The organism is Phaeocystidibacter luteus, from assembly GCF_008933115.1.
GTDB lineage: Bacteria > Bacteroidota > Bacteroidia > Flavobacteriales > Schleiferiaceae > Phaeocystidibacter > Phaeocystidibacter luteus.
Genome location: NZ_WBVO01000010.1, coordinates 1 through 24,494, shown reverse-complemented (window position 1 = coordinate 24,494; position 24,494 = coordinate 1). Strand labels below are relative to the sequence as shown.

Genomic DNA, 24,494 nt, shown 5'->3' with positions numbered 1-24,494 from the left:
GACCACTGGCGGGAGAACCACATTACGAACATCAGTCAAGTAATTTGCGTTTTTGCTTTTTGCGTTTTTGCGTGAACCACACCAGTCTCGAGAACCACCCCAGTCTCGAGAACCACCCCAGTATTTTCAACGGAAACAGAAGCACGCATTTTCAAGGAATATTAACGCATGCATAATATGCCAAAACAAAACGCCGACGTATCTTTGCCGGCGTAAGTTTCTTCATACTTATAGGCGAGTTTTTGTGTGAGAGGAGTGGTTGTGCGACCCACTCCTTTCTTTTTTTCTTGCCTGCCTCAAATATAGAAGAACTTGCTTCTGAAACCAATTCAGTCGCAATTTTTTTTCATTTCACAGACAAGAAGAACGTGTTGTCCTTTTGTTAAGCTGTGAATGAAGATTCCGACACCTGAATAGAGAACTCCGAGGTCTTCGATTCAATTCGGCCAAACGGTTTCATTTTCAGACCAAAAGACGCTTCACATTTCTTCTCAAACTCGTCCTTTTTTGCTGGGTCTACCGTTACTAACAGCCCTCCACTGGTCTGCGGATCACAGAGGAGCGTTCTCGCTTGATCAGACATCGGACCTAAGTGTTTGCCGTAGGATTGGAAGTTTCTTCCCGTTCCTCCAGGTACTGACTTTGCCGCCATATACGCCTTCCAAATAGCTGTGTTTAATTGTGGAACACTCGGTAAATGGACGGTTGCACCGGTGCCCGACGATTGACAAACTTCGTTCAGGTGACCGAGTAGGCCGAATCCCGTGACATCCGTCATCGCATGGACTTCTGGCCAATGCGCGAACTCTGCTCCAGGTTTATTGAGTGTGAGCATATTGTTCACGGCCCACTCCACGTGTTCAGGCGTAGCGAGGCCTTTCTTTTCGGCTGTGGTCACCATACCTATACCCAATGGCTTGGTCAAATAGAGCAGGTCGCCTACAACTGCGCCTTCATTTCTCTTTACCATTTCGGTCGGAACAATTCCCGTTACGGCTAGTCCAAATATGGGTTCGGGACAATCAATGCTGTGTCCACCTGCAAGTGGAATTCCAGCTTCATTACAAACTTCACGTCCGCCACGAACAACTAGACCCGCGACCTCCTCAGGCAGCTTGTCGATAGGCCAGCCGAGAATCGCAATTGCCATTATCGGTTTACCACCCATGGCATAGATATCGGAAATAGCATTGGCCGCGGCAATCTTCCCGAAGTTGATGGGGTCATCCACAATCGGCATGAAAAAATCTGTGGTGCTAACGATGCTTTGCCCGTTTCCGAGATCGTATACAGCGGCATCATCGCGCTTGTCGTTACCAACCAATAGCTGAGGAAAGTCTGGCTGCTCGCCAACGTTTTCGAGGATATGGTCGAGTACTGCAGGAGAGATTTTGCATCCGCAGCCTGCGCCGTGACTGTATTGTGTGAGTCGAACTGACATCTAACTGTGATTTTCTATGATGTGTTGAGCAACCTCGTCAAAGGTCATCTCATCTTCAATTTTTATTGGATAAATCGTGGCACCGCCTTTCCTTGCCTCCACGAGTGCATGTGAGTAGGTCTTATCGTAATAGTCGAGCGCAAGGGTAGCAGCAGCTTCTAAATCACCATTGTCCACAGACTCAACCGCTTGCTTGTATCGCAACCCACCCAAGCGCTTTTTGATAGACGTGAACGATGCCTTGAACTGGTCAGCCGAAGCATCTCCATATTGTTCAACCAGGTTCTTTGCTCGTCGGTCGGTGGTGACGTTCAGGTCGTAATGAGGAGCATCTTGAATCGCATCGTACAAAGCGTTGGGAAGAACAACTTTTCCAATGAGTCGGCTTTCATCTTCTATCCAAATGGGCTTGCTAGACCTCAGGGCATGAAGCTCTTTGCCGAGTAGATTCATGAAGTGTTCGGTTGTAGGCTGCGGCTTCATCAAAAGATGTCCAAATGCAGAACCTCTATGCTCGGCAAGACCTTCAAGATCGATTACTTGTTCGCCTTTTTGCGCCAGTGCTTTCAGAACCTCGGTTTTACCTGAGCCCGTCATTCCGCTTAAGACGCGCCATTTGGCACCGTTGGAATAGGATTCAATCTTTTGATTTGCCCAACCGCGATAGGCTTTATAACCACCTTTGATTCGCTCTACTTTTAGTCCAGCGGTTTCCAGCAACCACTCCATGGAACCACTGCGCATTCCGCCGCGCCAGCAGTACAAAACGATGGTTTTGTCGTTTGCCATGGTTTTTGCTTCAGTTACGAAGTAGGCGAGCTTCGGACCAACGATTTCTAATCCGCGGTTTACGGCTTTGTCCTTTCCTTCTCGCTTATAAAGTGTACCCACCTCTGCACGTTCATTATCATTGAACAGTGGAAAAGAGTGTGCACCGGGTATGTGTCCCGCTTCGAATTCTGAAGGGGCGCGTACATCGAGAAGAATGAACTCTTCGGAAAAATGATGGTTGGGATTGAATTGGACTTCCACAATCCGAAAGGTACTATTTGGAGAGAAAAACTGACGAGTTTACTTACAATATCAACATCTATTAAATTGTACATTACCGCCAATAGCCAAGAAATATGATGAATAAGCAAACCTATATCCTAACATTCCTTTGTTTCATTTTCGGAATCCAATCCTACGGACAAGGAGTTTTCTATTCTTATTCGATGTCGACATTGAATATAGCTGATACGCTTACGGTTGGCGCATTGAAGTTTCGTGTACCCATTGATGAGTATGAGGGTTTTCAGGAGTTGTGGGTGGAATTTGTAGAAGACTTGGGTGATGATTCTGATGACAACGAGCAGTTGTATTGGACTAGGGAAGTAGAGATCCCAAAGAATAGTGACCGACTCTTTTCTGTGTATACTGAGGTATTGGATTTGCACGATAGCGCTCAGGTGAAAATAGCCTTTGCGGATACGGGAGGATTTATTGTGAGAGCGGAGAGAAGGGAGTTTACCATGCTTGAAACTGCTGGGAAGAAATGGGTACTTCAGGTTTTTACTGAGTACAAGAATCAGGAGTTGGAAGAGAAGGAAGAGGCCCTAGAAGATGCTAGAGATTTAGTGGAGGAGTTGCGAGATGAGATCCATGACAATGAAGAGTTGATTCAAAGTAAGCAGCGCAGAATCCAAGAGACTAAAACGAAGATCGCGGAAGCACGTCAGGCGCTGAATGTAGTAGCGGAAGAAATCGGACAACAACGCCAAACGTTAGCGCGTCTGCCACTTAATGCCGAGCAATCGCGCAAGGATGCGGAGCGCGAAATACGCCGATTAGAAAGCAGGCAGGAGAGCTTACAAGATGACATTCGGGATTGGGATGAGGATATCTTTGAATGGGAAGAAGAAATCAGTGAGCATAGGGTTGAAATAGGGGAGAAGAACATCGAGCTCGATCAAGCGTTGAATGGATTGAGTAGGGCGCGTACGGCGTATGAGGAGTTGAAGATAGAGATTGCGTCGTATGGGGCGCGGTGAGCGGGAAGAGAGGTTCGCGCGGAGAAAATGAGAATGTGCGTGGTGGGCAGAGAACGCGGGGGTGCGTGGCGTCTCATTGGATGTGTTCCGCGCAAAACCGCAAAAAGCAAAAACGCAATAGAACCAGAACATCGGGGTGTTTAGGAATCCTTAGAAAACTTTGCGCCATTAGTTCCGACGAAATCAATCGCCTGCGAGTTAGCCAAATCATCAGACCGAGTTCCTAGATCGTAGGCACGGTGCTTTAGCACGTGCCGCTGGTAGGAAGTCGGATTCGTGGGAGATTCTCTCGCGGAGAAAATAAGAAGATGCGTGGTGGAGAGAGAACGCGGGGGGCGTGGTGGATGCACTGTGTGGATATGCGTGGTGTGGTTCTCGCAAAATCGCAAAAGGCAAAAACGCAATATTGAAATCATCGTGACGCGTACAAAGCGCAAAACAGATAAGGGGAAGCGTCGACTTGCGTGATGTAATTGTTTGATGCGCTGAATTCCCAACTATAGGCACGGTGCTTTAGCGCGTGCCGGGCATTACCAACGCCAATCCCCAGAGGGGATCATTCTATTAGCCTCGCGGCTTTAGCCCGAGGATATGTTTGTGAGGAATAAACCGCAAAGCTGCGAAGCAGTGATCAAATTTGGCGTTTTTTGCTCGTTCCAATTGATTTTTTAATTAGCGTTTTTGCGGCCTGCCCGACCACCGGCGGGTGAACCACATCACGCACATCAATCAAGATCGGTAAACATTTAGCGTTTTTGCCTTTTGCGGTTTTGCGAGAAACACATCACGTTTGTGCGGTTTTGCATCCTGCCCGACCACCGGCGGGAGAACCACATCACGAACATCAGTCAAGTAATTTGCGTTTTTGCCTTTTGCGATTTTGCGAGAAACACATCACGTTTGTGCGGTTTTGCAGCTTGCCCGACCACCGGCGGGAGAAACGCCCCCTCCCAGCCCTACAGCAACGATTTAATCACCCTCAACCTATGCGTATGCGTTCTTTCCTCCGCATTGTAAATACCGCTTTGGTCTAGGCGATCCAATCGCACCTTTCCACTAGCGTGGATAATGTAGTTGTCTTCCAAGAGGATGCCAACGTGGATGATTGAGCCTTCGTTGTTATCGAAGAAAGCAAGGTCGCCTGGTTCAGCCTCTTCTATAAAGCTAAGGGCGTCGCCAATTTTGGCTTGGTCACTTGCATCGCGAGGGATGGCTTCCCCAATCATTCTGTAGACGAGTTGCGTGAAGCCCGAACAGTCGATTCCCATTGGAGATCGACCACCCCACAGATAGGGAGCGTTGAGATAAGAGTACGCCCATTCAACAAGATCTGCCTTGGTTCCACTTTCTTTGAGAATGACTTCAGGTGCTTCGAACGTCACATTGTCAAATGCCACTTTATCACCCGAATGAAGTCCAGGCAAGTATGATCCTTGCACAATGGTAAGATGTCCTGTTGGATTGGGGCTTTGCAGCATGTCGACAGGTGCAGCGGAAACAGGAAGTTTGGCTTTTGAGAGCTCAACGTATTCTTCCTTTTTGATGAGATGGGCTTGCTTGCGATCGATCCATCCCTCGTAGTCGTCATGTGCCAGACGGATACGGTACCACTTTTTGCGTTGGTCGACAATCTTGAAGACCTCACCAAAGAGCATTTGGTTCACCATCTCGCTCAAGTCGGATGGTTCGGCTCTCATTGGCACAATGCTAAGCGGACAAATTCCGTATTCCATGGAAAAATAAAAATCCCGACAATCCGCATTATTGCGGACGTCGGGATGAAGCTAGTAAATTATACGCGTTCGAGCACAACTGCAGAGGCGCCGCCTCCACCGTTACAGATGCCAGCAGCACCGTACTTTGCGTTGTTTTGCTCGAGTACATTGAGGAGTGTAACCATAATACGGGCACCAGATGCTCCTAGTGGGTGACCGATAGAAACGGCACCACCGTTTACGTTGGTCTTTTCTCCGTCAATTCCGAGAAGCTTAACGTTGGCCAAACCTACTACCGAGAATGCCTCGTTCAACTCGTAATACTCAATGTCTTCTTTTTTCAAGCCTGCACGCTCGATAGCCACAGGAACAGCTTTGGCTGGAGCAGTGGTGAACCACTCAGGCTCTTGCGCTGCATCAGCATATCCTTTCAACACGGCAATAGGCTTGATGCCTAGCTCGTCAGCTTTTTCGCGGCTCATGAGTACGATAGCAGCAGCGCCATCATTCAAGGTGGATGCGTTAGCAGCCGTTACCGATCCGTCGGCCTTAAACACCGGACGAAGTGAAGGAACTTTGTCGGCACGAAGGTTCTTGTACTCTTCGTCTTCTGCGAAGATGATAGGGTCGCCTTTGCGTTGTGGTATTTCCACTGGCACTACCTCGTTGGCATACTTGCCAGCTTCCCAAGCGGCAGCACTTCTGCGGTAAGACTCGAGTGCAAATGCATCTTGCTCTTCACGAGAGAAGTTCATGTCAGAAGCACAAAGCTCTGCACAAACGCCCATGTGCTGGTTGTTATATACGTCGGTTAGGCCGTCTTTCACGAGACCGTCAATCATTTTAATGTCGCCAAGTTTCTGACCACTACGACCGTTGAGGTAGTGAGGAACGGCAGACATGTTTTCCATACCGCCGGCAACGACAACGTCATTGTCGCCAGCTTTGATAGACTGTGCGGCGAGCATTACGGACTTCATACCTGAGGAACAAACCTTGTTCACGGTGGTACACGGAACGTTTTGTCCGATTCCAGCGAAGATAGCGGCCTGACGCGCAGGCGCTTGTCCGAGGTTAGCTTGAAGCACATTACCCATAAACACCTCTTGAACGTGTGCTGGGTCGAGATTGATTTTATCCAAAGCGCCCTTGATAGCTGTGGCGCCTAATTTCGTTGCAGGAACGGAAGCTAAACTCCCGCCAAAGCTGCCAATCGGGGTGCGAACGGCAGATACGATTACGACTTCTTTCATGGGGAAAATATCGGTTTTTATACTCGTTTTTAGAGTGAGACGCGAAGGTACGAATTACTTACAGATTGATGGAGGGTTGGAGGTTCCGACTGGAAGGAGGAATCCCGAGAGGTGAAGCCGATTCGGGAGTTGTAGATGTAGAGGGTTAGAGGGTTAGAGGGTTGGAGGGTTAGAGGGTTGGACTTATGGACTTATAGACTGATGGACTTACTGAAATGTTCAGACTAGAAGGAGGAATCCCGCAAGGGGGAGCAGATTCGGAGAGCGTCAGGGTAAGGTGGACTGGAGCAGAAGCATGATTGGTTAGTGGGCTCTTCTGGAAGGGGAGAGGTATTCCCACCCCGGTTTCAAGTTACTGATTGAAAACTCGAAATCGTGAATCTCAGACTACAATTTTGGATGTGGAAATCTATCCGTTTTTAAACGTTTACAATCCGACTAGAGCGACAGGATATTCTGAACTTGTCGGATGGGTGGTGGGGGGATTTAACCCAAGGTATGCCGAGTGAATTCTGTACACATCAATGAAACTCATTCGTACTCAAAGTACGTCGTTTCATAAGGGTAATCCTCTCTTATAACGCGCCCTTGGTTATCGAATTTCCTAGAATAATGCATGGTCACAGTTGTTGGCTCAGCGTCTTTAGAGGGTTGTTGATTGTAAGATGCCTTTTGTACTTGAACCAATCGATTTTGATCATCATAAGAGAATTTTAGCCTCGACCAACGGTTTCCTTCAGTTCGCCAATCTTCCTCAATTCGATGACCATTTATGAATGTTTGCACACCAACTATGATTTGTTCTCGAGCTGTGCTATTGTTTGCGTTTGAATGAAGTTTGCTGTAGGAGTATGCACGAACTGTGTCATTCTTCTCGCTTTGCTTTTCGATATCTACGAATATGGAATCTACTTGCGGTCTGAGACCTTTTAACTTGGAGCCGCCTATCAACCAACCCTGCGAGTTAACAAGGTAAAAACTGGTGTCACTGTAAATTTGAAGACCTGAAATGCTGTCGTAAAAACTTGTGCTAGTACGAATATGCTGATATGTTCTTACTCCGTTCAACTTGGACAATAAAGTGACATTATCCGTGTAACGCTCATCAGTTGTAATCGAAGAATCTTTAGCTGACACTAGGAATCCTTCGCGGTCATAGAAGGATGAAGAATACCAAATGTCCGAGTAGTCATTATGAACGTCATGGTAAAATGAGTTCTCCTTGCGAATGTGCCCATTCGGGTAGAAGCTGTATGAAGATTGTCCCCTTGAAAAATCAGTATTTTCGATTATAGTATACGCATCAAATATGCTGTCCGTAGACTGGAAACAATCTTGAACTCTCTTCCATTCACGGGTGTGCTTAGTATCGTAATTTGGAGGATACGAATACGTCATTGAATTGGTAATCGTATCATTTACTCTAGTTATAAGGTATTCAGTGACCGTATCAGTGCCTCTACAATCTGTTATTCTCACAGCACCTTGACTTGCCGATGGTTTAGATATTCCATCCATTGTAAGGTTGTAGAAAAGTCCAAATCTTGGATTAAGGTCAGACATACGGTGCCGGCTGGATGAAGCCCAATTATAATAAAGGTCAAATCTGATGTAAGGCTCCATGTAGGCACCCCGTTCTGTATAGTAATGGGTGGGAGGTGAATGCATATCTGAACTTCGAGTCATTTGCGCTGAAACCCATGAACTCAGTGCAAAAAAGGAGAGAACGGTGAGAAGAGCTTTCATGTTCCGAAGTTATTCATTCTGTCTCGTTATTACTTACCATAGGCCAGCATCTCTGGCAACAGACCTATTGTATTCCCAACTACGAATTGCTCTCAAACTATCTATGGGCCCCAATTCGACATTCAACGGCACGAGCGAAAGCTCCATGCAATAGAATCTTCTCCCCTGGGGTAATACGTGAGGCGAAGCCCGTCTATTGGTCCAATAGTCTATCAGTCTATAGGTCCATTCACGCTCTACGATCTCCCTCTCCACCACACATTTCTCACTAATTCTCCTTATTTTTGCTGCCCTCGAAACAAGTTTTTGACCCTGAAAATCATACTACATGTCAGCATCTAGAATCATCTACACCAAAACAGATGAAGCACCAGCACTAGCAACATATTCGCTCCTTCCAATCGTGGAGAGCTTCCTGTCTAAAGCTGGGGTTGACATTGAGACGAGAGATATTTCGTTGGCCGGACGTATTCTTGCCAACTTTCCTGAAGCCTTGACCGAAGATCAGCGCATTGCAGATCACCTTGCCGAACTCGGAGAGCTTGCCAAAACTCCAGAGGCGAACATCATCAAGCTTCCAAATATTAGTGCATCCATTCCTCAACTTAAGGCCGCAATCGCCGAGCTTCAAGCTCACGGTTTTGCCGTGCCGAATTATGTGGATGAGCCGTCAAATGACAACGAAGCCGATGCCAAGGCTCGTTACGACAAAATCAAAGGGTCTGCCGTAAACCCAGTGCTTCGTGAAGGTAATAGCGACCGTCGCGCACCAAAGGCGGTGAAGGAATTCGCACGTCGCAATCCGCACCGCATGGGCAAGTGGACAGCCGATTCGAAGAGCTATGTGGCTAGCATGTCAGAGGGTGACTTCTACGGGAGTGAGCAATCTATCACAAACAATAACAGCAAGTTCGCTTCTATTGTATTTGAAGATGAGAACGGAAATACGACCACTTTAAAGGACCGTATTGCTCTTCTCCCTGGTGAGGTTCTGGATTCTTCTGTAATGAACGTTGCTAAACTTCGCGAGTTCCTATCTCAACAAGTTCAAGAGGCAAAGAGCAAGGGAATTCTTTTCTCCGTGCACCTCAAAGCAACTATGATGAAAGTGAGTGACCCAATCATCTTTGGTCACGCTGTTCGCGCCTACTTTGCAGATGTTTTTGCGAAGTATGAAGCCGATCTGAATGCTGCCGGTGCTAATCCAAATGATGGACTCGGAAACGTGCTTTCTGCCATCAAGAGTTTGCCTGCTGAAAAAGCAAATGAAATTGAAGCCGCGTTTAAGTCTGCCCTAGAAAATGGTCCAGATATGGCCATGGTCGATTCAGATCGCGGTATCACCAACCTCCACGTTCCTAGCGATGTGATTATCGATGCATCCATGCCAGCGATGATTCGTACAAGCGGACAAATGTGGAATGCGAAAGGTGAACAACAAGACACCGTTGCGATTATCCCAGACCGTTCTTACGCAAGCGTGTATCGTGCTGTTTTTGATGATTGTAAGAAAAACGGAGCGTTCGATCCAGTGACCATGGGTAGCGTGAGCAACGTAGGTCTAATGGCCCAAAAAGCTGAAGAGTACGGTAGCCATGACAAAACTTTCGAAATGGCATCTGCAGGTACTGTGAAGGTGCTCGACGATGCCGGAAACGTTTTGATGTCACACAAAGTGGGCACCGGAGATATCTTCCGTGCTTGTCAAACCAAAGACGCACCAATTAAAGATTGGGTGAAGCTCGCGGTGAATAGAGCAAGAGCAACGGGTGTTCCTGCCATTTTTTGGTTAGATGAAAATCGTGCACACGATGCTCAGTTGATCTCCAAGGTGAATGAATACCTGAAAGAGCACGATACAAACGGATTGGATATCCGAATCATGAAACCGGAAGACGCAACGATCTTCTCTGTTGAACGCATTCGTCAAGGGCTTGATACAGTATCTGTTACTGGAAACGTTCTTCGCGATTACCTTACCGACCTCTTCCCAATATTGGAAGTTGGAACGAGTGCTAAGATGTTGAGTATCGTTCCATTGATGAATGGCGGCGGGTTGTTCGAAACCGGTGCCGGAGGTTCTGCTCCAAAACACGTTCAGCAGTTTGAAAGCGAGAATCACTTGCGTTGGGACTCGCTCGGTGAATTCCTTGCTATCGCAGTTTCACTTGAGCACTTGGGCAACAACTTCAATAACCCTAAGGCATTGATTCTAGCCGAAGCGCTTGACAATGCGACGAGCACACTTCTCATCAACGGGAAATCCCCAAGCCGAAAGGTAAATGAACTCGACAACCGTGGAAGCCACTTCTACCTGGCGATGTACTGGGCACAAGAATTGGCAAATCAGGATAAAGACGCTGATTTGAAAGCGGCATTCGCGCCAATCGCGGAAGCGCTTGCAAACAATGAATCTGCGATTGTATCCGAGCTTAATTCTGCCCAAGGCGTAGCTATGAATATCGGTGGGTACTACCAGCCGAATGAAGCGCTAGCTAGCGCTGCGATGCGCCCGAGCACGACGCTGAATGGGATTATAGGCTAGGTTTAGTATAACCTGTTTCTCGCAAAAACGGAAAAGGCAAAAACGCAATATCCACATCATCGCTACGTGTAAAAAGCGCAAAAAAGATGTGTTGAAGCGTGAACTTTCGTCATGTACGTGTTTGATGTGCTGAATTGATAACAATAGGCACGGTGCTTTAGCACGTGCCGGGCATAACGAACGCCATTCCCCGTAGGGAATCATTTTATTAGCCTCGCGGCTTTAGCCCGAGGGTATGTGAGGTCGCGATTTCAATTTGGCCATTTCTAATCGGTCCAATTGATTTTTAATTAGCGAATTTGCCTTTTGCGGTTTTGCGAGAACCACATCACGCTCATCAATAGAGTTTAATAAGCCTTTAGCTTTTTTGACTTTTGCGTTTTTGCAGCCTGCCCGACCACCGGCGGGAGAAACACACCACACACATCCACGCCCGAAACCCACCAAAAAAGAAAGGGACGAGCATTACGCTGCGTCCCCTTCCGACCCTGAATTGTAAGCCTCTCTACTATTGACCCTGGCCAAGCGAGTATCCTCGTTCGCCATCAAAAGTGTAGAGGTTTTCCGTTTTTATTACATCTATATTTTTCACGTAGGCTTGTGATAGTACCTCTGCTACTGTTTTCGATGTCACCTCTGCGCCAGATGCGTTTTCAAATCTGCATCTCCAGTGATCTGTACAGAAAGTCTCACTGAAACCTTCCGGCCACACCTTTACGCCGCGGTTGGTAATCATGCTCAACTTGAGTGGACCTTCAATCTCATTCAGCATTCTCGCCAAATCGTTCACGTCTTCTCCTTTCCAGTCAACAAAGACATCTACGCCCTTGAATTCCTTGTTTTTTGGAGCTGGACGCTTGTATGCAGGGAGGTTGAATTGTGCATCAGCCTCATAAGAAACAGCCTTTAGGGCGTTTGGTTTATGTCCCATATGTGAAATCACTGCATCAGCAAATTCACGGGTGCCTACCTTCTTTGTGCTGTGGTTTTCGTTGAAGATGTCAGCCGTATGGATTCCATTTTCAATCGTTGCCAACCAAGCGTTCTCAATTTTCTCGGCAACGTCGGGCTGACCAATGTGATTCAACATCATGATAGCTCCGCGAAGCAAACCAGACGGGTTCGCAATGTTCTGTCCAGAGATGTCTGGAGCAGATCCGTGAATCGCTTCAAACATGGCACATTCCATTCCGATGTTTGATGATCCAGCCAATCCAACAGAGCCAGAAATCTCAGCTGCAATGTCAGATATGATATCCCCGTAAAGGTTGGGCATCACAACTACATCGAAGTCCTCCGGACGATTCGCCAACTTGGCCGCGCCTATATCCACAATCATGGTCTGTGAGTCGATATTCGGATACTCGGCAGCAATCTCTTGAAAGACCGTGCTAAATAGACCGTCCGTGTGTTTCATGATGTTGTCCTTCACGAAACACGTCACTTTTTTCCGGTTGTACACCTTGGCAAATTCAAACGCATAGCGAACGATTTTCTCAACACCTGGACGAGTAATCAGCTTGAGGCACTGAACCACTTCGTCGGTTTGCTGGTGCTCGATACCTGCGTAGAGATCTTCCTCATTTTCGCGCACAATAACCACATCCATATTCGGGTGAAGGGTTTGTACAAAAGGGCTGAGGCTGTTGCAAGGACGTACGTTTGCGTAAAGACCGAGAGATTTGCGGATGGTCACATTCAAGCTCTTGTAACCACCTCCGCGAGGCGTTGTGATAGGAGCCTTGAGGAACACTTTATTTTTGCGGATGGTATCCCAAGCGTGCTTGTCGATTCCACTTGTGTTTCCACTGAGGTAAACCTGTTCACCAATCGTTACTTCTTCGAAATCGATTCGGGCACCTGCAGCTTCAAGAATTCGAAGTGTGGCATCCATAATTTCTGGACCGATTCCATCTCCCTTAGCATATGCAACCTTTACCGCAGTAGAAGTGCCGTTGCCTTTAGAAGGAGTTTGAAGTGATGTTTCCATGTGCTTGCGATTTAAGTTCGTTTGTTACTTCATTCGAACAGCACAAAGGAAAGAGGAATGATTGATATATTTTTATTTATACTTTATATCGTAAGCATAAGCTTTGTTATATGGAATGAAGTGTGTTTCGAGGAAAATCGCTTAATGTGGTTCACGCAAAAACGCAAAATGCAAAACCGCAAAACGTGATGGGTTTCACGCAAAATCGCTAATTAAAAATCAATTGGACCGAGTAGAAATCGCCAAATTGAAATCGCGACCTTACATACCCTCGGGCTAAAGCCACGAGGCTAATAGAATGATCCCCTCCTGGGAATGGCGTTCGTAATGCCCGGCACGCGCTAAAGCACCGTGCCTATAGTTAAGAATTCAGCACATCAAACACGTACATGACGCAAGTTCACGCTTCAACACATCTTTTTTTGCGCTTTATACACGTAGCGATGATTTCAATATTGCGGTTTTGCTTTTTGCGGTTTTGCGCGGAACACATCCGATGAGACGCCACGCACCCCCGCGTTCTCTCTCCACCACGCACATCCTCATTATCTCCGCGAGAGCCCCCGTGCCTATTGTTATCAATTCAGGGCATCAAACACGTAAATGACGCAAGTTGGCGCTTCCCCGCATCTGTTTTGCGCTTTCTACGCGTCGCGATGATTTCAATATTGCGGTTTTGCTTTTTGCGGTTTTGCGAGAACCACATCACGCATATCCACCCAGTACATCCACCACGCCCCCGCGTTCTCTCTCCACCACGCACATCCTCATTATCTCCGCGAGAGCCCCCGTACCTATTGTTATCAATTCAGGGCATCAAACACGTACGTGACGCAAGTTGGCGCTTCCCCGCATCTGTTTTGCGCTTTTTACACGTAGCGATAATTCAATATTGCGGTTTTGCTTTTTGCGGTTTTGCGCGGAACACATCCGATGAGACGCCACGCACCCCCGCGTTCTCTCTCCATCACGCACATCCTCATCATCTCTGCGAGAGCCTATCTAGCTTGCCCGACCAACGGCCGGTGAGGTCACCGCACCACAATCCTCTCCCCAAACACCATCCCGCCACTCTCAACCATAACCACATACACACCTCCTGGAAGCTCTGTGTTGTCAATGTATAATGATCTAGAATCAGGTTCCCAAACCTTCACAACGCGCCCAGTGATTGTACTTAAAACAACACGTTCCATTTTGCCAGAACCTTTATTGTGAACCGTGAAAGAGCCGCTCGTTGGATTTGGGAAAAGGATAAGCGACGCCTCCGGACTGGATGGACTGTGAAGGCTAGATAAGATTTCAGCATAAATTACCTCGTACTGCCAATTGAGTAAGCGCGAATGAGTGTAGTTTACCGATCGACTTACCACCCCATAAGCCTGCCAATAGCGGTTTTTGCGAAATAGTGAACTGCCACTTTCTCCAGGAATTCCATGGCCTCCCAAAATCATCAATGTATTTGGACCAATGGAATCGACAATACCATAGCTGAAATAGAGCGTATCGCCATTGTAGGGTACTGAGTCGAACACAGGGACGTGAATGCTGGGGTAGGAGAACTTGTAATACAATCGATTTGTCAGCGAATCCTCCTCAGCGCTAGAAGTCAAGCCGAGATATCCAGTGAGCTTCCCGAGTTCCTTATCCAACTCCAAAATCGTGATGTCTGTGAAATCGGATAACCAATTGGATGGGTAAAGAGCTCGGACCACCCCGCTACATTTGAAGATGGGATTCATACGACCATTGTCATATGCCGGACAAACGAGTAGTGAATCGAATCGAACGGAGTCCGACCCAAAATCATGCAAACAATGGCTGGCGGTCATGACATGCTTTTCACTCACCATACTTCCACTGCACAACGAAAAGGTATCTCCGCCTTCAATCATCATGAGCTTTACGGCTGTGGACATTGGAAATGAGGTGTAGGCGTAATCTTCAGCAGCTCTAGTCTTTCGACTGTATTGCGCGCCTGATATGGTTGGACCAACAAGTGATTGAGGCATGTTCGAAACCCCAGTGGTATTGTATCCGGTAGAATGAGGATAGCCGAAGGTCCCCAGAGGGTTGGTTCCGGAAACTTGAAGTGTGTCATACTGAGCCGTCTCAAACGTGTATCTCAAAAATGCCCTGGGATTCTGCCCAAAACATGAGAATGTGAAAAAGGAAAGGAGATAGAGTGGGGTTAAGTTTCGCATTATAGGATAGGTTGTTGGGCAAACGTGCTTCTCGTTCAGATATTTCTAAGCCGACCTAAAGTTGAAAAGCGTCAATTTTATTTGCTATTCGCGTTTCTGGGCTCCTGAGAGCGGAATCCCGTACCATCATTGAATAAATTGTCATAGCTTTAAGTAGAACCCTGACATTCCCCATTCAACTGTGCCCTGCATAGAAAACCTAATCAGCTACTTCTCGAAAGGTGGACTGCTTTTTAGCATTCTACTATTTCCTGGCGGCCTCTTCGCCCAGTCTGATATTGAGTATCCCGAATGCTATTCGCATATTCTATCCGAAGTTCAAAGCCTTCATGCGGTTTCGGCCGCTTCATACGAAGATTGTATCCGATCGAGCTTGTTGGCAGGAGATACGGCTGTCGGAGCTCGATTACTTATGAAGTTGGGTGAATCGCTCATGCTGCACGGTAAGCTAGATTCAGCAACTACTTATTTAGACTTGAGTTATGAATTCTACGATTCATTAAACGATGACTGGAATCGGGCTAAAGTTCTCAATCAATTGTCTGTCACGTATTTGCATAAAGGGGATTTTGAAACCTCAAGATCAGTGCTCACCCAGGCCATAGAGCTCGCTCAGCAGCCTCAGTTTCGCGATTCCATTCACCCGTACTTTGGCTTTATGGGGCAAGTGATGGCAACATTGCGCGACTTCGAACAGTCCGATGTATTCTTCAAAAGGGGTGTAGATATGCTTACCAAAGGAAATCGAGATGTTGATTTGAAGGTTTGCTATTACGGATGGGCCGTTTCTAAACTTTCTGCACAGGATAGCAAGAGTGCCGATAGCCTCATTCAATTAGCTAACCACATCCGTGTTCCAGAATCGGAAAGACTGCGCTTAAAAATTATGCAGACGAGAGCAGAAGCGCGATTGCACAATACGCGTGGCGAGTTCAATAAAACCCTGGAGACTTACGAATCCTTGCTTTCTACCACGTTGTCGGATATGTATTACGACGTAAAAGTGGAGGCATTCATGGGAATGGCCAATGCACATACGAGCTTGCGTGAATTCGAGCAGGCCAACGAACTGTACGATTCAATTTTGAGTGATTCAATGCTCTATCAAAACCCACTCTTGATTGAGGGGGTGCTTAGGCGATACGCGACGTTTCTTGATAAAGTGGAAGATTACGAAGGTGCCAGTTGGGTTAAATCCAGAATTATATGGCATACCGACTCGATCTACGACCAGCACAGGTTAGATGAGATTCGCTCCTCTCAACTGCATGATTTAGAGCAGAGTAATTTTGAACTGTTTGATGAAAACGTGGAGAAGTCAAAGCTCATCGACTACTACGTAGAGATCGATAAGTTTTGGCGACGCCTCATTTACATCGGCACTTCATTTATCATCGTGCTTTCGATTTTGGTCTATTACCTCTTTAGAACACGCAAGCAGCTTCGTGAGAGCGAACACGCGGTCAGGCTGAACAATGAAAAACTTGAAGAAGTAGATCGCCAGAGAATTCAGCTCGTCCGCATTCTTGGTCATGATTTACGCGGACCAATGTGGGGGTTGCGAAGCTTCATAGAGCGCATGAATGCTGGTGATATCAGCGAGCAAGATGAGAAGAAGATGCGTGCTCACGCTTTCAACAGTATGCTTGAAATTCAGGATATGCTCGAAGATTTGTCGGCTTGGGCCGAAGCTTCTGCGGGTATGCTTATCAGTAACAAAGAGAATATTGAATTACGAGCGCTTGTGGATTCATTACTAGGGGCTTACCGACTTCATGCGCTTGTAAAGAATCTTGATATCAGAATTGAAATTGATGAAGACCTCGAGGTTATTTCTGATCGGAGGGCACTTTCTACTATTCTGAGAAACCTCATCGAGAACGCTATCAAACATACGGCAGAAGGAACGGTGGTCATACAAGCTGAGAGAAGAGAAGAAACTGTTTCCCTTTCCATTCGTGATACGGGGCATGGCATGGAGGCAGAAACGCTGCACGCATTGAGAGCGCAAAGTGCCTTTAAGCGCACGGAAGGTACGCATGGGGAAGGTGGGACCGGCCTAGGAATGAGTGCGGTTTTCCTACTAGCGCGTGAGGTGGGAGTGCACATTCATATCGACTCAAAAGTGAATGAGGGAACCACGATACAAATTGAACCGTTTCCTGTAGCATAAGGTCGGAGATCGATGGGCTAGGGCTTTAGCAGGATTATTTAACTGTCCCTAGCCGCGGTTAATACTCTAGAAATGACATAACTTTGTCATCCCCCCTCCACTCGCCAATACCGATAGCGCTAACATGAATTACTCGTTTAGTCTACGTGTAAAGGGAGTGTCCGTACTCTTTTCTGCACTTACATTGCAATCACTTTTTGGCACACTACCACAAATGCCAAATCGAAAAGTGAATCAATGGTCCTCGTCCTCCACAATGAGGTCAAAACCCTTTAACACCCGAGCGACAGACCAAGCAGATGGTTACTTGACGTACGTGGAAGGCTATGACACTTTGATGTTTAGTTTCATTCTGGGTTGTGCCATTTTGGGGCTACTGATCTGCATTCTTATATACTGTGTTTGGAGGATAAAGTACAAGCTGAAACAAAAGGAGGTTCAAATTCAATCCAACTTCGCTAAACTCGAGGAGATTGAACGTCAGCGTGTGGAACTGCTTCAAATATTGGGTCACGACATGCGCGGGCCCATCTGGGGATTGAGGAACTATGTGGAAACATTACAGAGGCAAAACTTGGATGTTGCAGAGCAAGAGAACTTGAGGGTTCATGCGGTTTCAAGTCTAAAGCAGGTTCAGAATCTACTGGAAGAATTGATTGAATGGGGAGAGGCGAAGTCCGATTTCTTCAAGGGTGCCGAACGGGTAGAACTCAAACCGCTGGTAGAATCTTTGGTAGAAATATACCGACTAAATGCCTTTGCAAAGAACATTGAAATCTATCAACGAATTGAAGATGACCTCTTTGTGAAATCAAACCGGAAATCACTTTCTACCATATTGAGGAACTTGCTCGATAATGCAATCAAGCATACGAGCACGGGTAGAGTGGCCATATTCTGCGCGGTGCAAGGTCAGATATTGTCGATAAGCATCGCGGATACAGGAGCAGGAATGAGTCAAGAGACGATTCGATCCTTACGAAACAATACACACCAATGTAGCAATGCGGGGACCCATGGCGAAACGTGCTCTGGCAAGGGGCTTCAAACGGCCTTTAAGTTGTGCGATGAACTAGGGATGAAGCTGATGATTGAGTCTGATGTCGGCGTCGGAACAACGGTAACATTGAAATATTTAGTAATTTCTAATTCAGACTAGCTGCCAACCGCACACCACCAAACACCAATGAAACGTGAAATTTAAGAGACTAGGCTTACTAGAAGACCATTTACTTGTGGCTGAAAGTGTCCGGATGCAATGTGAATCCTGGGGATTCTCGGAGTTTATACATTACTCCTCCGCTAAACAGTTATTATCCGAATTGTCGGGTGGTCTTGAATTCGATCTTCTGCTTATGGACCTTGGTATGCCCAATACGGATGTAGAGCAAGTCTTTGCTCAGATTCGGAGAAAGCATCCCGCTCAGAAGGTTCTCTTTTTGTCGGGCACCCGAATAGTTGAGGTGGTAAACCGATTGATGAAAATGGGTGCTCGAGGATTTGTGACGAAGATGGCAGGCTGGGAGGAAGTCGGGTTCGCAATCAAGCTCGTAATGTTAGATGAGGTATATGTTGATTCCAGACTGTACCGGAAGGATATTGCGATTAATGTAGATCCGTTCGAAAGTCTAAGTACCAGGGAACACACGGTATGTTCACTCATCGTAGAGGGTAAAACGTATAAGGAAATCGCGGACACCCTATTTATCGAGGTGAATACGGTCGGAACCTATATGAGTAGGATACACAAGAAGTTAGGTACAGAGAGCAGGGAGGAGATAAACAATTTAGCCTTGAGGTACGGACGGTTTTCTTGATTGCAAAGGGAATCTAGCGAGCTGTAGAAAATTTCCAACAACCCCACACTTTACACGTTGCGTGTAAGTATTGTCAGTAAGTACTGACATCTAGCCAAATAGTTTTGTTGCCAGAGGATGAGCGTAAGATTCGCGGGAAGTGAATCGCTCATTCGAGCAGTACAAACTGCATTTAAAGCGATAAAACTACAAGGCATGCACAGCTCGAATTCTACGGTTAGACGAGGTACTTTTTTCTTTCTGGTTCTCTTATCTGGAATTGTATACGGACAATCGGATTTGTTTGTTTCGAGTGGTGACACGCTGGTAGTCACACCAGGACATATTCTTCACGTCAACGGATCTGCTAGTGGTAGTGGATACATCGACCTACAAGCGGACGCTACAGCGTATTCACAGCTCAGTCAAACGGATGACGTGTCGAATTCGGTTAACCTGATACTTGGAAAGCGAATGGCCAGCTCGACCGACGGATGGCGATACATGGCCTTTCCTTTCTCTGGGACGTTTGCAGATTTGAACTTCAATTCTACCATGCCCTTTATCCATACGGCAAACGATGGGGGTATACCGGCAAGACATAACTTTTTCGCATGGAATTCTACAGATGCAGGTGGAAGCGCAGCCACTGGCTGGGAGTCGGTCTCTTCTAATCATAGCCTCCCAGCGGCTGCATCTGTCTACCTCGCCAACAATGGAGTACACGACTTCTCTCAGGATATTCAGGTGTCTGGGACCCCATTCAATGGAGAGGTAACATTCAGTTTGTACTACACCCTAGACCCCGCGTTCTCGGGTGGAGTTCAAGCTGATGCATCCGGATGGAACTACATTCCGAATCCATATCCTTCGAACCTATCGCTGAACGTTTTATTAAATGCGGCATGCTTTCCCGGGTATAAGGCAGTGCACGTTTGGGACCAAAGTACTGGACAATTTGTAGCCGTACTTCCAAGTGGTGTAGCAATCAATTACAATACGTCGGGTTCGAATAATAACTCAACCACACACATCGCGCCCCTTGAAGGTTTTTGGGTGAAGGCGGATAATAGTGGAAACAGCCTGATCCTCACGAATGCAATGCGTGACGCAGAAGGAACCGCGACAGCTTTCTACAAAAAGGATCCCGAGTTACTTCGATTGAACCTTATTGATAACCATGGTAGAGTCGACCAGGTGGTAGTTTATTTCGATCCAGCCGCTTCCACTTCATACGACCTAGGACTAGAGGCGCTTAAAAGAGTGGGAGATCAGAATGCTCCACAAATGGCGGTGATCGAGGGAGCGAGAGAAATATCTATTGCGGCTTTACCGTCGGGCTCGCACAGTCTGCCTCTAAAAGTTGCAGTTCCTCGAGCCAACATGAACTATTCTTTTGCATTGAATGACGATGACATGGACACCTGGTCATCCGTTGAACTAGAAGATAAGCAGACAGGGCAGCGATACGACCTGAGAGCGCTCAAAACCGCCGATTTCAACTTGGCTTCGAATGTGATCGACGATCGATTCGTGCTTCACATTAACAAATCTGGTGTGGCAATCTCAGAAAGCGAACAGCTTGATGACGAGCTACAGGCATGGCAAAATACAGAAGGATTGCTCCTCATTCAGGGTGGAGCACAAACAGAGGGTACCGTACAGGTATGTAACCTAAACGGACAGGTCCTCTTTACAGAAACACTGGAGCGAGGTCAAGATCTTGTACTCTCATCTTCCTTGGCTCCAGGCATCTATTTCATTTACCTATCCAAATCAAATTCGCAACCACTCAAAGTACTTATTCAATAACCCATTAAACAGAAAGGGAAAAAATGAGAATACTCTTTACGGTGGTTTTAACCATGCTAGGGGCTGCGTGTTTAGCGCAACCTGGAGGTCCAGATACGCCAGCACCTATCGATGGAGGAGTTGCAGTACTCATCGCAGCGGGAGCTGCATATGGTACCAGCAAAGCTCGAAAAAGAAAAGCGCTCGATTCTGAGGCTCAACGTGAATGTTGAAAAGCAGAGTAAGCGCAACGCTAACTATTTAACACTTAATCAGCCGAGAACTAGAAGAAAAGAGGTTGACAAATCAGTAATTAGAAGAAAACATGACTAAGACGTATTTCGCTGCACTCTTTGTAGCCTGTACTTCACTGGCCTTCGGTCAAGTTGGAGTGGGAACCACAAATCCAATGAGTGAATTCTCCGTGCAACTACAACGGAACGCAGATTCATCAATGGACGTAAATGACGGGATTACATTGCTTGACTCGACAGGTACCGTACTTATGTCGCTTTCAGGTGACTCAGATAAGGGTGTTTACCTGAGTATTCCGAATGAAAACCACGATCTCGTGGTGGATAGAAGAAACTTGAATTTCGATGCTGCTCTGGATTCTCGCGCCCTAATTAGCCTGGGTGAAACAGAAGGAGCCAACGCCATGAATCAGGTGAATGACACCTACAATGGCTGGGCGAGAACACGCGCTTTTGAGTTGTTCTACAACGGATCTGTTGGATATGGAATTGGCTTTCACCCGGGAGGGGCAGAGTTCTACAAGTCTGCAGGTGGCACCATTCAGTTTGGATACGAGAATGGCGACAATTTCTACGACATCCTTACAATCGGTGGCAGTTCCAACCCATACATGACGTTTGGATATGGAACGACCGGCCAGGCGAACAGCTATGGGATTTCAACGCCACGTACTCAGATTAAAAATGGCGTATGGACCAACACACATATGGCCGCAGAAGGATACATGTTTGCATCGGCGTTTCATACTTCTTCAGACCGTAGACTGAAGACCAATATCTCTGATTTGGAAAGCGCAATGGCGGTAATAAGTGAGCTGCGTCCTGTTCGATACACCAAGAAAGCGTGTTCCGACCATTCTGAAGCCAAAGAAGAATACGGTTTCATCGCACAAGAAGTGAACGCCCTACTTCCAGAGGTCGTGTCTGGTTCAGAAACCGATACGTCATATTTGAGCCTAAATTACACCGCCTTTATTCCAATTTTGACCAAAGGTCTTCAAGAACAAGAAGCGGTGATCAATCATCAGGCTTCGCAAATAGAAGAGCTACAAGCGGCTGTTCACAGTCTAGAAGAAGCTAAAACACAAGCTGCTGGTCTTTCGCTGTCGAACCTCGTGAGCTTCCTCTTTGGACTCTTCACCTTGTCGATTGTATACGTCATCAACCAAAGAACATCGTACAGCAAACCGAGAAAATAGCTTGTACAAAAGGTTATCTCGGATAAGATTTTAACCATGATGAGAAGCAATTCTCATCAGAGTGGAAGGGGAGGGCCCGTCGCAAGACGGGCCCTTGGTATTTTTAGTATTGCCTACAACTCTTTCGTCAAAGTATGTCGAGCTATCGCAAAATCTTCTCCATTTTACGCCCTTTTGCCAACTCGTCAACCAGCTTGTCGAGGTAACGCACTTCACGCGTCAAGGGGGTCTCAATCTCTTCTATGCGATAGCCACAAATAACTCCCTTGATCAACTCAGCGTTCGGATTAACACTAGCTTCAGAAAAGAAAGCTTCGAAGGTGACCTTCTCGTCGATTAGCGATTGAAGCTTGGCATCGTCAAAGCCCGTTAACCATTCGATGACAGTGTGAAGTTCTTCCACGGTTCTACCTTTCTTTTCAACCTTGGTCACATAATGGGGGTAAACCGAGGCAAAGGTCATTTTCGCAATTCTGGCGTCGTGTTCGGGGGTGGTAGACATGGTTTCAGAGATTCATGTTTGTTCGCGACGAATAGAAGGAGATTTTCCTGCATAGTATTTTAAGAATCCCGAGATGACTGAACCTCTCATTGTAAGTAGTGCAATCTATGTCGAATCCATTCTTGGCTATAAGCTTTCGCATACTGTTTCAATTCATCAATGGAAGTAAAGTTAAGGTAGTAACTCGTATATCCAGACTCTAAATCTCGCCATGTCCAATAGATTAGATAGAACTCCGCAAGTTCAGAGGTCCTATATTCAGTCGTGTATAACTTGCTCAATTCGCCAACTGAATGCCACAAATTTCCGTCGAGAACAATCTGACTAACTAAGTGGAAAGCTACTCTTGCCGTGGCTTCATCTCCTTTTATTCGTTCGAGGTTTCTCTCTTGAAGGACACGTAAGATATATGGTGAAATTTCAAAATAAGTGTCATTTCTAGATGTAGCAGCAAGCATCAGGATATTGTCAGATTCTTCATCTGCTCGGATTAATTCAACGGCCCAATCTATTGCGATGGAGAAGTCGTTACCACCATTTTCAAAGTCAAATGAACGAACTACATTTTGAAGAATCGCGAGTCTGTTTTCTCGTAGTATGTTCACGAGCTTGTCATCTGCTTCGAACTTGATTTTTTGAACAGTCTCTCGAATCAAGGTCGATTTGTCTTTTATGTTTTTGATGAAACGATTAGACAAGTCGCTTACTTCATCAGCCCTATCTACAATCATGAAATGCTCTCCGCCATCGATAAGGTATGTTCCTCTTTTCCTATGCGACTTCCACGGAATTACCTTATCCTTTGAACCGTGAATTCGTATGGTATTCGGTAACGCTTCTCTATTCTTCCACTTTACGAATTGAATAGAGGCCCACTTGGCAAAATTCGAATCAGTGTCCTTCAAGATCTCAATGAGGAGAGCCCTATTTTCTGCGCCAAACAACCAAGCAATCAGTCCCTTTGGTGGAATGAAAGCTCGATTCGGAAGTATGCTCAACAAAGAGGGTAGGCCTTGAAGCTTGAGCCATGCCGGCTTTTCATCACTCTTCTCAATTGAAGAAACAAGAATTAGTTTGACAGGAGGGTGAAGCTTGGCAATTTCGACAGCTACCAATCCACCAAAACTGACTCCCATAAGCATAAACTCTTCACTCTTATCAATGCTCAATGAAATCCGTTGAGCATACTCAGCTAATGGTTCACCTTTGTTTGGTGATATCCAAGCTACGGGAATAAGCGAGTGTTCCAGCTTTAGATGTTCGAACACTCGCTTATCGGCTCCTAATCCAGAGAATGCATAGATTTTCACAGAGAGAAGAGTAAATCAATTGACCTAGTAAAGGTATGTGTTTAGTCAATTGACCCAAACGATGGATGCTATCACTTAGATGCCCTCTCCCAATCAATGCTATACCCAATGCTGATGTTGAAAATCCAAGGGGTGTTTGCAGCGCCGACTTCCTCTGCGAACTCTCACCACCACCAATGATTCTTCAATTCTCTGCGAGCGAAGCCACCTCATCTTGCGGCACGCGCTAAAGCACCGTGCCTATGATCAGCCGTTCATCCACAAGCAAGAAGATTTCCACCGGTCCAGAATATCCCGTGGCAGCATTTCAATCAAAAATGAACCTGCTAAAGCATGGTCCATTTTCCTGAAGCCAGTCTATTAGTCCGTGGGTCTGGTAGTCCAAAGGTCTATCTTCCAGCGGCACGCGCTAAAGCACCGTGCCTATGATCAGCCGTTCATCCACAAGCAAGAAGATTTCCACCGGTCCAGAATATCCCGTAGCAGCATTTCAATCAAAAATGAACCTGCTAAAGCATGGTCCATTTTCCCGAAGCTGGTCT

Annotated in this window: 17 protein-coding genes; 8 read left to right on the top strand and 9 right to left on the bottom strand. The window is 46.5% G+C overall.

Translation table 11 applies throughout. The annotated features are described in order from the left end of the window. Positions 1-382: 382 nt before the first annotated feature. Entirely contained in the window at positions 383-1,441 is a 1,059-nt protein-coding gene (selD, locus tag F8C67_RS11485; protein ID WP_151667997.1) for a selenide, water dikinase SelD, read from the bottom strand. Beyond that, positions 1,442-2,473, bottom strand: a complete 1,032-nt coding sequence (gene mnmH, locus F8C67_RS11480; RefSeq protein WP_170266438.1) for a tRNA 2-selenouridine(34) synthase MnmH — start codon at positions 2,471-2,473, stop codon at positions 1,442-1,444. A gap of 95 nt (positions 2,474-2,568) precedes the next feature. Between mnmH and F8C67_RS11475 the strand changes: the two genes are divergently transcribed. Further along, positions 2,569-3,474 carry a hypothetical protein gene (locus F8C67_RS11475; protein WP_151667995.1) on the top strand — a complete coding sequence of 302 codons (906 nt, stop codon included), beginning with the start codon at positions 2,569-2,571 and terminating at the stop codon, positions 3,472-3,474. 956 nt (positions 3,475-4,430) lie between these two features. On the opposite strand, the gene F8C67_RS11470 is transcribed toward F8C67_RS11475, so the two are convergent. The 3 genes from F8C67_RS11470 to F8C67_RS11460 all read right to left on the bottom strand — a co-directional run bounded on the left by F8C67_RS11470 (position 4,431) and on the right by F8C67_RS11460 (position 8,188). Further along, complete coding sequence (locus F8C67_RS11470; protein WP_151667994.1) at positions 4,431-5,207, bottom strand: NlpC/P60 family protein; 777 nt, start codon at positions 5,205-5,207, stop codon at positions 4,431-4,433. Positions 5,208-5,266: 59 nt separating this feature from the next. Next, the gene (locus F8C67_RS11465) at positions 5,267-6,442 is read right to left on the bottom strand and encodes an acetyl-CoA C-acyltransferase (RefSeq protein ID WP_151667993.1); all 1,176 of its coding nucleotides are present in this window, start codon (positions 6,440-6,442) and stop codon (positions 5,267-5,269) included. A gap of 531 nt (positions 6,443-6,973) precedes the next feature. Further along, the gene (locus F8C67_RS11460; protein WP_151667992.1) at positions 6,974-8,188 is read right to left on the bottom strand and encodes a hypothetical protein; all 1,215 of its coding nucleotides are present in this window, start codon (positions 8,186-8,188) and stop codon (positions 6,974-6,976) included. Positions 8,189-8,516: 328 nt separating this feature from the next. Between F8C67_RS11460 and F8C67_RS11455 the strand changes: the two genes are divergently transcribed. Beyond that, complete coding sequence (locus tag F8C67_RS11455; protein ID WP_151667991.1) at positions 8,517-10,733, top strand: NADP-dependent isocitrate dehydrogenase; 2,217 nt, start codon at positions 8,517-8,519, stop codon at positions 10,731-10,733. 508 nt (positions 10,734-11,241) lie between these two features. Here F8C67_RS11455 and F8C67_RS11450 read toward each other — a convergent pair. Beyond that, positions 11,242-12,723, bottom strand: coding sequence for an NADP-dependent isocitrate dehydrogenase (locus F8C67_RS11450; protein ID WP_151667990.1), 1,482 nt, complete (start codon positions 12,721-12,723; stop codon positions 11,242-11,244). 1,031 nt (positions 12,724-13,754) lie between these two features. Then, positions 13,755-14,927 (bottom strand): T9SS type A sorting domain-containing protein, encoded by a 1,173-nt coding sequence (locus F8C67_RS11445; protein ID WP_151667989.1) that lies wholly within the window; start codon positions 14,925-14,927, stop codon positions 13,755-13,757. A gap of 181 nt (positions 14,928-15,108) precedes the next feature. On the opposite strand from F8C67_RS11445, the gene F8C67_RS11440 reads away from it, so the two are divergent. The 6 genes from F8C67_RS11440 to F8C67_RS11415 all read left to right on the top strand — a co-directional run bounded on the left by F8C67_RS11440 (position 15,109) and on the right by F8C67_RS11415 (position 22,140). Then, positions 15,109-17,100: an ATP-binding protein gene (locus tag F8C67_RS11440; RefSeq protein WP_151667988.1), complete on the top strand. Its 1,992-nt coding sequence runs from the start codon at positions 15,109-15,111 to the stop codon at positions 17,098-17,100. Positions 17,101-17,224: 124 nt separating this feature from the next. Beyond that, positions 17,225-18,259 carry a sensor histidine kinase gene (locus F8C67_RS11435; RefSeq protein ID WP_151667987.1) on the top strand — a complete coding sequence of 345 codons (1,035 nt, stop codon included), beginning with the start codon at positions 17,225-17,227 and terminating at the stop codon, positions 18,257-18,259. 34 nt (positions 18,260-18,293) lie between these two features. Next, the gene (locus F8C67_RS11430) at positions 18,294-18,917 is read left to right on the top strand and encodes a LuxR C-terminal-related transcriptional regulator (RefSeq protein WP_151667986.1); all 624 of its coding nucleotides are present in this window, start codon (positions 18,294-18,296) and stop codon (positions 18,915-18,917) included. 117 nt (positions 18,918-19,034) lie between these two features. Next, positions 19,035-20,708: a T9SS type A sorting domain-containing protein gene (locus F8C67_RS11425; RefSeq protein WP_151667985.1), complete on the top strand. Its 1,674-nt coding sequence runs from the start codon at positions 19,035-19,037 to the stop codon at positions 20,706-20,708. 23 nt (positions 20,709-20,731) lie between these two features. Then, positions 20,732-20,920 (top strand): PID-CTERM protein-sorting domain-containing protein, encoded by a 189-nt coding sequence (locus tag F8C67_RS11420; protein ID WP_151667984.1) that lies wholly within the window; start codon positions 20,732-20,734, stop codon positions 20,918-20,920. Between the two features lie 92 nt (positions 20,921-21,012). Then, entirely contained in the window at positions 21,013-22,140 is a 1,128-nt protein-coding gene (locus F8C67_RS11415) for a tail fiber domain-containing protein (protein ID WP_151667983.1), read from the top strand. A gap of 142 nt (positions 22,141-22,282) precedes the next feature. Here the strand turns inward: F8C67_RS11415 and F8C67_RS11410 are convergent, their stop codons facing one another. Beyond that, the gene (locus tag F8C67_RS11410; RefSeq protein ID WP_151667982.1) at positions 22,283-22,642 is read right to left on the bottom strand and encodes a DUF2200 domain-containing protein; all 360 of its coding nucleotides are present in this window, start codon (positions 22,640-22,642) and stop codon (positions 22,283-22,285) included. 86 nt (positions 22,643-22,728) lie between these two features. Then, entirely contained in the window at positions 22,729-23,952 is a 1,224-nt protein-coding gene (locus tag F8C67_RS14360) for an alpha/beta fold hydrolase (RefSeq protein WP_189660813.1), read from the bottom strand. Positions 23,953-24,494: the final 542 nt, after the last annotated feature.

What these genes read in the sequence shown, in the direction of transcription:
- selD (WP_151667997.1), bottom strand. Translation starts at nt 1,441, where the DNA reads ATGTCAGTTCGACTCACACAATACAGTCACGGCGCAGGCTGCGGATGC.
- F8C67_RS11475 (WP_151667995.1), top strand. Translation starts at nt 2,569, where the DNA reads ATGATGAATAAGCAAACCTATATCCTAACATTCCTTTGTTTCATTTTC.
- F8C67_RS11470 (WP_151667994.1), bottom strand. Translation starts at nt 5,207, where the DNA reads ATGGAATACGGAATTTGTCCGCTTAGCATTGTGCCAATGAGAGCCGAA.
- F8C67_RS11465 (WP_151667993.1), bottom strand. Translation starts at nt 6,442, where the DNA reads ATGAAAGAAGTCGTAATCGTATCTGCCGTTCGCACCCCGATTGGCAGC.
- F8C67_RS11460 (WP_151667992.1), bottom strand. Translation starts at nt 8,188, where the DNA reads ATGAAAGCTCTTCTCACCGTTCTCTCCTTTTTTGCACTGAGTTCATGG.
- F8C67_RS11455 (WP_151667991.1), top strand. Translation starts at nt 8,517, where the DNA reads ATGTCAGCATCTAGAATCATCTACACCAAAACAGATGAAGCACCAGCA.
- F8C67_RS11450 (WP_151667990.1), bottom strand. Translation starts at nt 12,723, where the DNA reads ATGGAAACATCACTTCAAACTCCTTCTAAAGGCAACGGCACTTCTACT.
- F8C67_RS11445 (WP_151667989.1), bottom strand. Translation starts at nt 14,927, where the DNA reads ATGCGAAACTTAACCCCACTCTATCTCCTTTCCTTTTTCACATTCTCA.
- F8C67_RS11435 (WP_151667987.1), top strand. Translation starts at nt 17,225, where the DNA reads ATGAATTACTCGTTTAGTCTACGTGTAAAGGGAGTGTCCGTACTCTTT.
- F8C67_RS11425 (WP_151667985.1), top strand. Translation starts at nt 19,035, where the DNA reads ATGAGCGTAAGATTCGCGGGAAGTGAATCGCTCATTCGAGCAGTACAA.
- F8C67_RS11420 (WP_151667984.1), top strand. Translation starts at nt 20,732, where the DNA reads ATGAGAATACTCTTTACGGTGGTTTTAACCATGCTAGGGGCTGCGTGT.
- F8C67_RS11415 (WP_151667983.1), top strand. Translation starts at nt 21,013, where the DNA reads ATGACTAAGACGTATTTCGCTGCACTCTTTGTAGCCTGTACTTCACTG.
- F8C67_RS11410 (WP_151667982.1), bottom strand. Translation starts at nt 22,642, where the DNA reads ATGTCTACCACCCCCGAACACGACGCCAGAATTGCGAAAATGACCTTT.